This is a genomic window from Oerskovia sp. NPDC057915, assembly GCF_042887685.1.
GTDB lineage: Bacteria > Actinomycetota > Actinomycetes > Actinomycetales > Cellulomonadaceae > Oerskovia.
Window position 1 is genome coordinate 40587 of the sequence record NZ_JBHVOS010000012.1, and the last position, 12572, is coordinate 53158.

10 protein-coding genes are annotated in these 12572 nt (G+C 73.3%); 5 read left to right on the plus strand and 5 right to left on the minus strand.

The window, feature by feature from the left end; translation table 11 throughout:
- Window positions 1–79: 79 nt before the first annotated feature.
- From ACFVQ3_RS09755 to ACFVQ3_RS09765, 3 genes are all read left to right on the plus strand, one after another.
- Window positions 80–1099 (plus strand): DnaJ C-terminal domain-containing protein, encoded by a 1020-nt coding sequence (locus ACFVQ3_RS09755; protein ID WP_387638072.1) that lies wholly within the window; start codon window positions 80–82, stop codon window positions 1097–1099.
- A gap of 44 nt (window positions 1100–1143) precedes the next feature.
- Complete coding sequence (locus ACFVQ3_RS09760) at window positions 1144–1650, plus strand: heat shock protein transcriptional repressor HspR (RefSeq protein ID WP_387638075.1); 507 nt, start codon at window positions 1144–1146, stop codon at window positions 1648–1650.
- A gap of 195 nt (window positions 1651–1845) precedes the next feature.
- Window positions 1846–2154 (plus strand): DUF1540 domain-containing protein, encoded by a 309-nt coding sequence (locus ACFVQ3_RS09765; protein WP_387638078.1) that lies wholly within the window; start codon window positions 1846–1848, stop codon window positions 2152–2154.
- A 187-nt stretch (window positions 2155–2341) separates the two neighbouring features.
- Here the strand turns inward: ACFVQ3_RS09765 and ACFVQ3_RS09770 are convergent, their stop codons facing one another.
- Complete coding sequence (locus tag ACFVQ3_RS09770) at window positions 2342–3139, minus strand: hypothetical protein (protein WP_387638080.1); 798 nt, start codon at window positions 3137–3139, stop codon at window positions 2342–2344.
- Window positions 3140–3343: 204 nt separating this feature from the next.
- Between ACFVQ3_RS09770 and ACFVQ3_RS09775 the strand changes: the two genes are divergently transcribed.
- Window positions 3344–7951: a sigma-70 family RNA polymerase sigma factor gene (locus tag ACFVQ3_RS09775; protein WP_387638083.1), complete on the plus strand. Its 4608-nt coding sequence runs from the start codon at window positions 3344–3346 to the stop codon at window positions 7949–7951.
- A gap of 87 nt (window positions 7952–8038) precedes the next feature.
- Here the strand turns inward: ACFVQ3_RS09775 and ACFVQ3_RS09780 are convergent, their stop codons facing one another.
- The 4 genes from ACFVQ3_RS09780 to upp form a co-directional block, all read right to left on the minus strand.
- A complete protein-coding gene (locus ACFVQ3_RS09780) occupies window positions 8039–9124 on the minus strand; it encodes a glutathione S-transferase family protein (protein ID WP_387638086.1) in 1086 nt (361 codons plus the stop codon).
- Between the two features lie 44 nt (window positions 9125–9168).
- A complete protein-coding gene (locus ACFVQ3_RS09785; RefSeq protein WP_387638089.1) occupies window positions 9169–10161 on the minus strand; it encodes a hypothetical protein in 993 nt (330 codons plus the stop codon).
- Between the two features lie 162 nt (window positions 10162–10323).
- Window positions 10324–11004: a winged helix-turn-helix domain-containing protein gene (locus ACFVQ3_RS09790; RefSeq protein ID WP_387638091.1), complete on the minus strand. Its 681-nt coding sequence runs from the start codon at window positions 11002–11004 to the stop codon at window positions 10324–10326.
- Between the two features lie 318 nt (window positions 11005–11322).
- Window positions 11323–11958 carry a uracil phosphoribosyltransferase gene (upp, locus tag ACFVQ3_RS09795; RefSeq protein WP_056644908.1) on the minus strand — a complete coding sequence of 212 codons (636 nt, stop codon included), beginning with the start codon at window positions 11956–11958 and terminating at the stop codon, window positions 11323–11325.
- 156 nt (window positions 11959–12114) lie between these two features.
- Between upp and ACFVQ3_RS09800 the strand changes: the two genes are divergently transcribed.
- The gene (locus ACFVQ3_RS09800; RefSeq protein WP_377677010.1) at window positions 12115–12546 is read left to right on the plus strand and encodes a nucleoside deaminase; all 432 of its coding nucleotides are present in this window, start codon (window positions 12115–12117) and stop codon (window positions 12544–12546) included.
- Window positions 12547–12572: the final 26 nt, after the last annotated feature.

Below are 12572 nucleotides of genomic sequence, written 5' to 3' on the forward strand. Positions count from 1 at the left end.
GCCCCCGGGAGCACGACCACTATCGATGTAAGCACCACGACCGGCCCCGGGGCCGGTGAGACCTATGAGAGGAGGCGCCTTGACCGGTCAGGACTGGATCGAGAAGGACTTCTACGCCGCGCTGGGCGTCCCCAAGGATGCCGACGACGCCGCGATCAAGAAGGCGTACCGCAAGCTGGCCCGCACCTATCACCCCGACCAGAACCAGGGTGACGCGAAGGCCGAGGCGAAGTTCAAGGAGATCGGCGAGGCCTACGCGGTCCTGTCCGACGCCGAGCAGCGCCAGCAGTACGACGCGATCCGTGCCATGGCCGGCGGGGGCGCCCGCTTCTCCGCAGGAGCCGGCGGACCCGCCGGTGGGGCCGGAGGGTTCGAGGACATCTTCGGCGGCATGTTCGGCGGCGGTGGCGGAGGCGGGGGAGGCCGCGTGCGGTACTCCACGCAGTCCGGCGGTGGCGGCGGCTTCGAGGACATCCTCGGGTCGATGTTCGGCGGCGGGGGATCCCAGACCGGGTTCCGCCCCAACGCCGGCTACCAGCGCCCGCAGCCCGGTGCCGACGTGCAGTCGAGCGCGACGCTCGGGTTCCGGCCGGCGGTCGAGGGCTCGACCGTCAACGTCACGACCGAGGGCCGCACCATCACGGCCCGCATCCCGGCAGGCGTGCGCGACGGCCAGAAGATCCGGCTGCGCGGCAAGGGGCGCCCCGGCGTCGCGGGCGGAGCCCCCGGCGACCTGGTCATCACGGTCCACGTCACGCCGCACCCCGTGTTCTCGGTCGACGAGAAGCACAACCTGCGCCTGACCGTCCCCGTGACGTTCGCGGAGGCGGCGCTCGGCGCGACCATCGAGGTCCCGACCCTGGACGGCAGGCCCGTCAAGGTCAAGGTCCCCGCGGGTACGCCGTCGGGCCGCACGCTGCGCGTCAAGGGCAAGGGCGTGAAGACGGCCAAGGCGACGGGCGACCTGCTCGTCACGATCCAGGTCGTCGTGCCGCAGAAGCTCTCCAAGGCCGCCAAGGAGGCCGTCGAGGCGCTCGCCGCGGCGACCGACGGTGAGAGCGACGTGCGCTCCGACCTGTTCGGGCGCGCGGCCGAGTAGCGAGCAGGACCGACCAGCAGGCACGAGGAGCAGCGAGGAGGAGCATGGCCAGGAACGAGGCTCCCACGGGGAGCCAGATCCCGTTCAACGCGTACGACGACGCCCCCGTGCTCGCCATCTCGCAGGCCGCGACCCTCGCCGGGATGCACCCGCAGACCCTGCGCCAGTACGACCGCCTGGGTCTCGTGACCCCGCGCCGCACCATGGGTCGCGGCCGCCGCTACTCCCAGCGGGACGTCGCCAAGCTCCTCGAGGTCCAGCGGCTCTCCCAGGAGGAGGGCATCAACCTCGCGGGCATCCGCCGCATCCTCGCGCTCGAGGAGCAGGTGAGCCGGCTCGAGTCCCGGCTCGACGCGCTCTCGTCGCAGCTCGAAGGAGGGCGCGTGTTCGCGGCCGGGGTGAGCGGCGACGTCGTCATGGTCCCGCGGGGGCGGCGCGTCCGGCGGACGACGGCGGACCGGGGTACGGATCCCGGCCGCGGCGGCGGCCAGGTCGTCGAGTCCACCGAGACGCGCGCGCTCGTCCTGTGGCGGCCCGGCCGCGGCTCCTGACCTCGGGAACCGAGGACGCGCACGCGGACGGAGAAGCGCCCGCACGACAATTACGTGCGATCCGCGTGACGTAAAAATGGCGGAATTCCGCCGAAGTGAGTGAGGCCTTGCTTCCTATACAGGGGACGTTCCAAGGAATACCGTGAAGGAGATGCACGGTCGAACGCCCCCGTCCTTCGAGCAAGGAGAAGTCCCATGAGCAGCCTGATGGAGATGCCCCAGGTCGTCGAGTGTTCGATCGACGGCTGCGGATACAACCACGAGCACGGCTGCCACGCCGGCGCCGTGACGATCGCCGCGCACGGCAGCGAGGCCGAGTGCGCCACGTTCATCCCCCTGACCTCCAAGGGCGGTCTGGAGAAGGTCATCGCCCACGTCGGCGCCTGCCAGCGCGGCGAGTGCTCGCACAACGAGTCGCTCGAGTGCAACGCCTCCTCGATCCGCGTCGGCGCCGGCCCTCAGGGTGCCGACCACGCGGACTGCCTGACCTACAGCCCCCGCTGACCCTCGCGCCGTCCCCCCAGCGCGATTCCCCACGACGCCCCGCTCGTCCCTCGCCGGACGACGGGGCGTCGTCGTGCGCGGGGGCGCCGTGGAGCGAGGGCTGCGGCCTGCCGACGGCGCGCTGACCGTGGGGCGTGCGCGGACCGCGGCGCGCGCGGACCGCGGGGGAGTGGCCCGTCGGGCGCCCTCAGCGCGAGAGGTCGTGGAGCATGTGCGCGGCATCGGCGTGCCGCGGGGGCAAGGGCTCGACCCAGATGCGAGGCGGACGTCGCAGGATCGCGGTCACCCCGAACGTGAGCGCCGTGCGCTCGATCCTGTGCCGCAGCTCGGCACGCACCGGACCGACGTCGGCCGTACGGGTGCAGAGCGCGGCATAGATCCCGCCGCCGAGCGTCGCGACCGGGTGCCCGAGGCCGAACGTCTCCGTCAGGACCTTGCCCATGGCCGCGGCGCGGGCGACCTTCTGCCATCCGTCGATGCGCTCGATCGCGACGTCCACCAGGACGAGGCAGTGCGTCGCGGAGGCCGGCGTCCCCGAGCGGTCGGCCTGCCCGTACGTCTCCTGGAGGCGCTGCACAAGATAGGGCACCGTCACCAGGCCCGAACGAGGGTCGGTCGTGGGCGGAGCGCCGGGGACGACCTCGTTGCCGACGGCCCACCCGGTGCTGACTGCCCGCAGCACGGTGACGTCGGGGGCCGTGCCCCACAGGTCGAACAAGCACGAGAGGTCGTCGATCGTCTCGCCGATGCTGATGCCGTCACGGCCACGGGCCTCACCGAGCCGCTCGGCCGCAGCGGCAGGGCACCGGGAGTCCGTGAGCGCCTCGACGAGCGCCTCGACGGCAGGGTGGTACCAGTCGCCCGGCCGCAGCCAGACGCTGTTCGTGCTGGCCGCCTGCCACTCGTCGAGCAGCGAGGCGACGGCTGGCTCGGGGTAGCCAGGTCGTAGGTCCATACCCATGAGACGTCCGAGGTCGGTGCTCATGACGCGACAGCGGCCGTCCGGTTTCTCTTTCATCCACTCGACACACCGAGGGACATGCAGCACATTCCGCCGGTTCTGTCATCCTGACAGACGGACAAGACGGGCGAATCTGCGGTGAGACGTAGGTAACACCGCCGATTTTCCCGTCTAGGATGAACGGGAGGGCCTCACCTGCTGATGGGGCGGAGTCAGAGGCGGTAGGGCATGACGCAGGTCGACACGTCGAGGGACGATGCCTCGACGAGCGATGCCGAGCTGATCACCGCCGTCCGTGGCGGTGACTACGCGGCGTTCGGCGCGCTGTACGAGCGGCACGCCGCTGCGGCGCGCACCGTGGCCCGCCAGTACGTGCGCTCGGGGGCCGACGCCGACGACATGGTCTCGGAGGCGTTCGCCAAGGTCCTCGGCATCCTGCAGTCGGGGGGCGGCCCGGACGTCACGTTCCGCGCCTACCTCTTCACCGTCGTCCGGCGCCTGTCCTACGACCTGTCGAACGCGGGTCGCCGCACGCAGCCCACCGACGACATCGAGACCTTCGAGAGCGCGTTCGGGCCCATGGCCTCGACCGAGGACCCCACGCTCCAGGGCTTCGAGCGCTCCGTCGTGACCAAGGCCTACCAGGGACTGCCGGAGCGTTGGCAGGCCGTGCTCTGGTACACCGAGGTCGAGGAGATGAACCCGGCCCAGATCGCGCCGCTGCTCGGTCTGACGGCCAACGGCGTCTCGGCCCTCGCCTACCGTGCCCGGGAGGGGCTGCGCCAGGCCTATCTCCAGCAGCACCTGACGGGCGCGAGCAGCGCAGGGTGCGAGAACGTCAACCCCCTCCTCGGGTCCTACGTCCGCGGCGGGCTCGCGAAGCGGGAGACCGCCAAGGTCGACGCCCACCTCGAGGAGTGCGGCGAGTGCCGGGCGCTCGTGCTCGAGCTCGGCGACGTCTCGCACGGCATGCGCGCCGTCATCGCACCCCTGGTCTTCGGTGTCGCTGCGCTGGGGCTGGTCGGGACCGCGCTCCCTCTCACGGGTGGTGCGGCCGTCGGTGCCGGAGCCTCCGGAGCGACGGGGGCCGCGGGCGGCAGCGCAGGGAGCGGTGCGGCCGGAGCCTCCGGTTCCGGTGCTGCGGGTTCCGGTGCCGCCGCAGGTGGCAGCGGTGCTGCTGCCGGGACCGGTGCCGCCGGAGGGGCCGCAGGGACGGGCGCCATGGGAGGTGCCGCGGCGGCCGGTGCAGCCGCGACGAGCGGTGGGCTCGGTGCGGCCGCGGCGGTCGGCGCGAGCGCCGCGGTCGGCACGGGGGCCGCTGCGGCGGCCGGTGCGACCGGCCTGGCGGCCTTCATCGCCGCATCCCCCCTGATCGCCGCCGCGGTCGGCGTCGTGGCGGTCGCGGCCGTCGGCGCGGGCGTCGTCGCCGTGTCCGGTGGCTTCTCGTCCGACCCACCTCCGAGCGCGGGCGCCAGCCCCGACCCGTCGGCCTCGACGTCGCCGTCGGGCACTCCCACGAGCGCACCGACCAGCAGCCCGCCGGTCTCGCCGAGCGAGGACCCCACGGCTCCGGCGAACACCGTTCCGCTCGCCGAGGCGCCCGCCGACACCGCGAGCCCGGCCTCCAACGGCAGCCCGGCCGCAGGGTCCGACGCGGCGCCCGCCGGTCAGGGCGAGCCGACGACGCCCCTCGTGCCGCCGACCTTCCCGCTGACCCCGGTCGCCCCCGTCGTCCCCGGTCCGGACCCCGTCATCCCGGTGGACCCGCCGACCCCGGCGGCCCTCGACCTCGCGTTCGCGCCCCTCACGCTCGCTCCCCGGGACCCCGAGGACCTGACGCTCACGGCGTCCAACTCCGGCGAGACGTCCGCCGAGGAGGTCGTCGTCGACGTGACGCTCCCGCCGAACGTGTCGGTCGTGACGTCCACGGTCACCGCGGGCCGGGGCGTCGTCCCCGCGATCAGGCTCGCCGCGCTGCCGTGCGGCCCGGCATCGCCGCAGTCCGACGGGTCCTCGCTCGTCACGTGCTCGGTCGGGGTGCTCTCACCGGGGGAGAAGAAGGACCTCGTCATCACCGTCCAGGCCTCGCGCGGCGGGAGCTACACGTTCGGTGGTGCCGTGCACGGCAAGGGCCTGACCCCCGTGAAGAAGGAGTACGTGCCGGCCCCCGTGCCGTCGTACGGCGCCGAGGTCGACCTGGTGACCCCGACGGTCGGCCCGCTCGTGAACCCCGGCGCGACCTCGGTCCGGCTCACGGCTCGCAACACCGGTGACGTCGACGCCCAGGGCGTGGCGTTCTTCGTGGGCGACCTGCCTGCCGGAGTCACGGCGAAGCCCCTGGACGCCGGGTGGACCTGTGCGCCGGGCAACGCCTCGGTCACGTGCACCCCGACGGGCGGCGCGGCTCTCGTGGCCCCCGCCGGGAGCCAGGCGTCCGGCCCGCCGGTCGCCCTCGACGTCCAGCTCCTCGCGGGTGACGGGGCCGAGGCGACCACTGCCGGGCTCTCGTTCTCCGCGACCTCGTCCTCGGCAGGCCGGACCCTGAGGGACTCCGCGAGCGCGGACCTCACGGTCGGCGAGCCGTGGGCCGGCGCGGACAAGGTCACTGCCGGGGCGACGTTCGCCGCTCAGTGCGTCGACGGCACCGCGACGGTCGTGCTGAAGGGCGTCGCCAACACGACGTCCTACGACGACCTCCGGGTGACGCTCGGCGTCGACAAGGTGACCTCTCAGCAGGTCTCCGTGCCGCGCGGTGCCAGCACGCAGCTCACGGTGCGTCATGACCTGCGCGTCCCGAAGGACGCCTCGGCATCCCTGACGCTCCGGACCACGGTCGACGGGCGAGAGTTCACGCGGAACGTCCCGGTGGGCGGCGTCCCGGCCAAGGACTGCTTCGTCCCGCAGTGGTTGTCGGGTGGCGACGTCACGACGGAGGTCGCCAACGAGGCGGGCGCCGTCCGTCTCGAGGCGGTCGTCACCAACTCGACCGCTCGCCCGTTGACGATCCAGGTCGACGACATGACGACCGTGGGCGCCGAGGGGACCTCCCGAGGGACGACCACGATCGACCCGGGCGAGAGCGCGACGTTCTCCCGGTCGACGGGGGAGCCGGTCCTCGCCTCCGGCGACCTGGTCGTGCGCCAGCACCTGTCCGTCCCCGACGCCGACGGAGACCCGGGCGAGTACGACGAGCAGCTCACGGTCGGCCACGAGGCGGCGCGCATCGCGCCCCGGACGGTGGCCCCCACGGTGGGCCAGTGCGTGTTCGACCTCGGGTCGCGGACCTCGGTCGCCGACGTCGTGCTCTCGTTCGACAACACGGCCTCGACGCTGCCGGTCGAGTTCGGCGTGGCCGGCCAGGACGGTCTGCGCACGGTCGTCGGCGCGGGCGAGAAGAAGACGGTGGCTGCGCCGGGTCTGCTCCGCGGGCTGGCCGCGCACGAGCTCACGGTGCTGGCGGACGGTCGGGACCTCGGGTCGTTCACGCTCCGTGGTGAGAGCTGCTACGTGCCGCAGTGGTCGCAGGAGGTGTCCGTCGCGGCGGAGAACGTGGGTGGTCAGGTTCGTCTGACCGGCACGGTCGTGAACACGACGGCCGAGGCGATGGACGTGCGGATGCTCGCACCGGTGGGCCTGGGCATGACGGACTCGGAGAAGGTCACGCTGGCGCCGGGGCAGACCGGCTCGTTCACGATCGACACCGGTCGGCAGTCGGTCGACGCCGGGAAGGTCACCTTCCGCCAGTACCGGTGGGTCGCGGAGACCGGCGCCACCGGCAAGGGGTTCCAGCACGAGGTCGTCGCCCCGTACGGCCGCGCGGCGCTCGCCCCGAAGGCCACCGTCACGGCCGGGCAGTGCGTCTACGACCCGGCCGCGCACGCCTCCTCGACCACGGTGACGCTGTCGTTCGACAACTCGGCCTCGACGTTGCCGGTGCGGTTCACGGTCGCAGGCCGTGACGACCTCGCGCAGGTCGTGGCACCGGGGAAGGTCGTCCCGGTCACGGTGTCGGCCGGGTACCAGGGCGCCACGTTCACGGTCTCGGCCGACGGACGGCAGGTCGCGAGCCGGTCGATCCCCGCCGCGAGCTGTTACGTCCCGAGCTGGTCGGCGACGCAGTCCGCCCGCGCGGAGGCGGCCGACAAGTCCGTCCGGATCGTCGGCACGTACACCAACACCTCGCCGGGCACCGTGCGGGTGCGCATGTACTCGCCGGTGTACGGCTTCGCCGGGGCGGCGGTCGACGTCCCGGCCGGGGCCACCCAGGAGTTCTTCCTGCCGACGGGCGTCACGAGGGTTCCCGCCGGGACCGTCCAGTTCCAGCAGTCGGTCACGGCCGACGGCGTGGCACGCAGCAACACCGTGACCGCCAGGTACGAGGCCGCGCGCTACGACGTCTTCGCACCGACGGTGGGTGCCCCGATCCTCGGCGTCTGCTTCTTCGAGGACAACGAGCAGCAGTCGTACAGGCCGGTGACGTTCGTGTACGACAACATCGCGTCGACCACGGCCGTCACGTTCCACGTCGAGGTGAACGGGGTGCTCGCTCCCGAGACCGTGCGGACCGTGCAGGACCAGAAGAGGGTCCAGCTCAAGGTGCCGAACGTGCCCGAGGGTGGTGCGACGTACCGCGTCGTGGCCGACTCCGGCCACTCGTGGACGTTCGAGGTCGCGGGGCAGAGCTGCCTGCCGACGTGGCACTGGACCGAGGGCTACCGGGTGGGCGACCGTGTCGCGTACGAGGGCCGGAACTACACCGCGACGGCGTGGAGCGTCTCGGTCGTGCCAGGCTCCGCGTTCGGTGCGTACTTCTGGCGCGACGAGAGCCGCGGCTGAGCGACGGCTCGACGCACGACCGACGAGGGGGCCCCGGCGTCACGCCGGGGCCCCTCGTCTGCCTCCCGAGACCGCAGGAGCGCCGTGTCAGTCCCGGGGTCGTGCCGCCCGGGGCTCGCCCTCGACGGGCACCGCGAGAGGCGCGAGGTGGTAGGACGCGAGGTCCGTGGCCGCGGTGGGTGCGCTGCCGTCACCGAAGGGCGACCCGCCGAGCGCCTCGCGCCCGTGCGGGGTGAGCCAGCCGGACAGGTCGGGGCCGTCGGGCACGATCCCGCTCGGGTTGAGCTGGGAGTGCACCCGGTAGTAGTGGTGCTTGATGTGCTCGAAGCTCACGGTGTCGCCGAACCCGGGAGTCTGGAACAGGTCACGCACGTACCCCCACAGGACCCGGTCCTCGGTGATCTTGTTGCGGTTGGTCTTGAAGTGCCCGTGGTAGACGGCGTCGAACCGCACGAGCGTCGTGAAGAGGCGTACGTCGGCCTCGGTGATGTGGTCGCCGACGAGGTAGCGGCGCTCGGACAGCCGGTCGGAGAGCCAGTCGAGGCGCTCGAAGAGGATCCCGTACGCCGTGTCGTACTTCTCCTGCGAGTCGGCGAACCCGGCGCGGTACACGCCGTTGTTGACGTCGAGGTACACCTTCTCGGCGACGTCGTCGATCTCGTCGCGCCACGCCTCGGGGTAGAGGTCGGGGGCGCCGGGGCGGTGGTACGCGGTCCACTCGGTCGACAGGTCGAGCGTGATCTGCGGGTAGTCGTTGGTGACGAGCAGGCGCGAGGGGACGTCGACGATCGCGGGCACGCTCACGCCGCCGTCGTCCTCGGGGTCGCGGGCGAGGTAGTGCTCGGCGAGGAAGTGGGAGCCGAGCTCGGGGTCGACGCCGTCGCGGTCGAGCGTGAAGCGCCACGAGCGGGAGTCCTGGATCGGGTCGACGACGCCCAGCGAGATCGCGTTCTCGAGCCCGAGCAGCCGCCGCACGATGATCGACCGGTGCGCCCACGGGCACGCGAGGCTCGCGACGAGCCGGTAGCGGCCGGGCTCGACGGGCCACCGGCCGTGGTCGTCACCCTGCCCGCCGGGCGCTGACGTGCTGTCCGCGGCGATGCGGTCGGTGAAGTGCGGGCCGCGGCGCTTCCAGCCGCGGGGGACGGGGTTCGATCCGGTGGTGTCGCTCATGGACCGAACCTACGCCGGGCCCCTGGCGTCCGCAGCGACCGGCGTCACGGGGCGAGTGTGACGTCCGTCCGGACGGGGCGCAGCCGAGACCCGACCACCCGGGACGTGCCGTCGTCGTGCGCCTCGACGAGGACCGTGACGGTCTGCGTGACCGTCCATGCCGACAGGCGTGCACCGGCCGGGACGGTCCCCAGCGTGCTGGTCGTCGGGGTCGGTGCGGTCCACCCGCCGGTGAGCGTCACGGACTGCGTGCACTCGACGGACGCGAGGGCGAAGACCCCGTCGGTGGACGTGAGCCAGACGGGGTCGGGGGTCTCGTACGCGCACGAGCGCTCCTCGGTCCCGCTCTCGGGGGTCAGGTCGGCGACGGGGAAGCCCTGGGCGTGCGCGGTCGCGAGCTGGTCGGCGTGGGTGACGTCGAGCGTGGGTGCGGCCTGGCCGGTGCGGGCGAAGGCGAGCACGTCCTCGAGCGCGGCGTCCCCTCGGGCGAGGGCGGCGTCGTCGGGCCCGACGGCGGTGCCCCCTACCAGCGCGGGCTGCGGGAGGGCCACGGCCGGATCGGTCGCGAGCTGGTAGGTCAGCAGCCACGGCACGTCCGGGGCCGCGCGCGTGAAGAGCGTGGACTCGACGAACTCGCCGTCGGACGCCGCAGGGTCCCCTGGTGCGCGCAGCGAGTAGAACCAGTCCGCGGTCCCGGCCGCCGGGGCGGCGAGAGTCCCCGGCACGGACGTGTGGGGTGCGACGGGCGCGGCCGCCTGTGCGCTCTGCGCGGCGAAGGCGAACGCCGACGACCGCAGGACGGGGCCCGCCTCGATGGTCGCGAGAGCGTCGCCGTCGCGGGCCGCGTTCGCGGTGTTGCGCGTCGTGGAGAGCGAGGCGAACAGCGTCGCGGCCGCGTCGTGGCTGATCACGGGCTCGTGCACCGGGGCGGGTACCGCCGCGACCTCGGTACCCACGCATCCCGACAGGAGGCCGAGCGAGGCGACCGCCCCGATCAGGCCCGCGAGGGGGCGGGCAGGGGGACGGGGCGCAGGCACGACGGCGGAGACCTCACGGGACGGGGCGGGCGGACGCCCTCATCCAACCCTGCCGGGGGCGCTCGACCAAACTCGGACGGTGCCCCGCAGGGCGGGGTTGCTGCCGGGCCGGACGGGATCCCCCCACGAGACCACGAGCGTGCGACCCGGCAGCACTGGTCCTCAGGCGGCGTCCCCCGAGCCCCTGAGGACGACGTGGGTCTGCGGGTCGAACCGGTAGCCGAGCCCGCGGACGGTCGAGATGACGTGCTGGAGCCCGAGCTTCTCGCGCAGGCGACGCACGTGGACGTCGATGGTCCGGCTGCCGTCGCGCACCGCGTCGGCCCCCCAGACGGTCGACAGGAGCTCGTCCCTGGTCACGACGCGGTGCGCCGACCGGGACAGGTGCGTCAGGAGCTCGAACTCCTTGTGGGTGAGCCGCTGCTCGGCGCCGTCGACGGTCACGCGGCGGCTCGCAGGGTCGATGACGACCCGCGGGAACGGCGACAGGGCCGCGAGCCGGTCGCGGAACGCCTCGACGTCGCCGAGGGGTGCGAGGTCCGGGGCCGGGACGGGGATCTCCGCCCGCCGCGCGGCGCTGCGGCCGCGCACCTTGCGGCGTCCTTCGTCGACGAGGAGCTCGTGCCGGTCCGTCGCGGGCTCTGACAGGGTCAGCGCCGTGTAGGTCTCGGCGTCGGGCAGCCACTCGCGGGCCAGCTCGCCGAGGGCCTCGGCGAGCTCGACGAGCTCGGCCTGCGGGTGCTCCCCGGTCGCGGCGTCGACCCCGACGTACAGGACGAAGCCGGGGTGGGTGCGACGGTGGGGTGCGTGCGGGCGAGGGGTCTTCTGGGTCAGGGTGGCCATGGGATGCTCCAGGGTTCCCGCTCGACGGCTGGGCCGGAGCGGCGCCGACGACGGTCGGCAGGGTTGTCAGGGGGCTGAGGGAGTCAGGCCGGACAACAGACGCTGGAGGGCATGCTGACGCTCGGGCGCCGGTCGGCGCCTCGGGAGGTCAGCGAGGAGGTCACGTGGCGAGCATGGCAGCGACGCGGTGGGTCGCCAAGGCCAAGCGCCAAGAATCTCACGGGGTGAGACGCGAAAATGGGACGGACGCGACGCCGTCGGGCATCGTGGGCGCGAGCGGTCCGGCGGACCGGTCACGCCGCGCCCACGACGGCGGTCTCAGACCACGCCGTAGAGGCGGTCGCCCGCGTCGCCCAGGCCCGGCACGATGTACGCCTTCTCGTCGAGACGCTCGTCCACCGCGGCCACCACGAGCTGGACGTCGACGCGGTCGCCGATCGCCTTCTCGAGCACCTCGATGCCCTCGGGGGCCGCGAGCAGGCACACGGCCGTGACGTCGCGCGCACCCCGCTCGAACACGTAGTCGATCGCCGCGACGAGCGTCCCACCGGTCGCGAGCATCGGGTCGAGCAGGAACACGTGGCGACCCGTCAGGTCGTCCGGGAGACGGTTCGCGTACGTGACGGCCTCGAGGGTCTCCTCGTCGCGCTGCATCCCCAGGAAGCCGACCTCGGCCGTGGGCAGCAGGCGGGTCATGCCCTCGAGCATCCCCAGGCCCGCGCGCAGGATGGGGACGACGAGCGGGCGCGGCTCGGCGATCCGGACGCCGACCGTCGTGGTGACCGGGGTCTCGACCTCGTGGGGCTCGACCCGGACGTCCCGCGTCGCCTCGTAGGCCAGCAGGGTCACGAGCTCGTCCACCAGGAGGCGGAAGGTCGGGGAGGCGGTGTCCTTGTTGCGGAGGACGGTGAGCTTGTGGGCGACCAGCGGGTGGTCGGCGACGTGCAGGCGCATGGTTCGAGGGTACCGCCCGGTAGCCTCGGGAGCATGGTCCCCGACGACGTCGCCCCCGCTGCAGATCCCGGTCCCGTCGGGCTCGACCTGCCCTGGGCGACCGGAACGTTCCCGCCCGACACCGTCGTGGCGCGCCGCGCCGTGTGGGACGAGCTCATGGGGCTCGCGCTGCACGAGGCGACCCACGCCCTCGCCACGGGCGACGTGCCCATCGGGGCGCTCGTCGTCGGGCCCGACGGGCGGCTCCTGGGCCTCGGTCGGAACCGGCGCGAGGAGACCGGCGACCCCACCGCGCACGCCGAGGTCCTCGCGCTGCGCCAGGCCGCCGCGACGCTCGGCTCGTGGCGCCTCGAGGGGTGCACGCTCGTCGTGACGCTCGAACCGTGCGCCATGTGCGCGGGGGCGACCACGCTCGCGCGCGTCGAGCGGCTCGTGCTCGGCGCGTGGGACCCCAAGGCCGGCGCGTGCGGCTCCGTGTGGGACATCGTGCGCGACCGCCGCAACCCCCACCGCGTCGAGGTCGTCGGCGGCATCCGCGACGTCGAGTGCGGCGACCTCATCCGCGAATTCTTCGAGACGCAGCGCTGAGGAGGCCGTGCCGGCCCCTCGGCGCG

What these genes read in the sequence shown, in the direction of transcription:
- ACFVQ3_RS09775 (WP_387638083.1), top strand. Translation starts at nt 3,344, where the DNA reads ATGACGCAGGTCGACACGTCGAGGGACGATGCCTCGACGAGCGATGCC.
- ACFVQ3_RS09780 (WP_387638086.1), bottom strand. Translation starts at nt 9,124, where the DNA reads ATGAGCGACACCACCGGATCGAACCCCGTCCCCCGCGGCTGGAAGCGC.
- ACFVQ3_RS09800 (WP_377677010.1), top strand. Translation starts at nt 12,115, where the DNA reads ATGGGGCTCGCGCTGCACGAGGCGACCCACGCCCTCGCCACGGGCGAC.
- ACFVQ3_RS09790 (WP_387638091.1), bottom strand. Translation starts at nt 11,004, where the DNA reads ATGGCCACCCTGACCCAGAAGACCCCTCGCCCGCACGCACCCCACCGT.
- upp (WP_056644908.1), bottom strand. Translation starts at nt 11,958, where the DNA reads ATGCGCCTGCACGTCGCCGACCACCCGCTGGTCGCCCACAAGCTCACC.
- ACFVQ3_RS09765 (WP_387638078.1), top strand. Translation starts at nt 1,846, where the DNA reads ATGAGCAGCCTGATGGAGATGCCCCAGGTCGTCGAGTGTTCGATCGAC.
- ACFVQ3_RS09760 (WP_387638075.1), top strand. Translation starts at nt 1,144, where the DNA reads ATGGCCAGGAACGAGGCTCCCACGGGGAGCCAGATCCCGTTCAACGCG.
- ACFVQ3_RS09770 (WP_387638080.1), bottom strand. Translation starts at nt 3,139, where the DNA reads ATGAGCACCGACCTCGGACGTCTCATGGGTATGGACCTACGACCTGGC.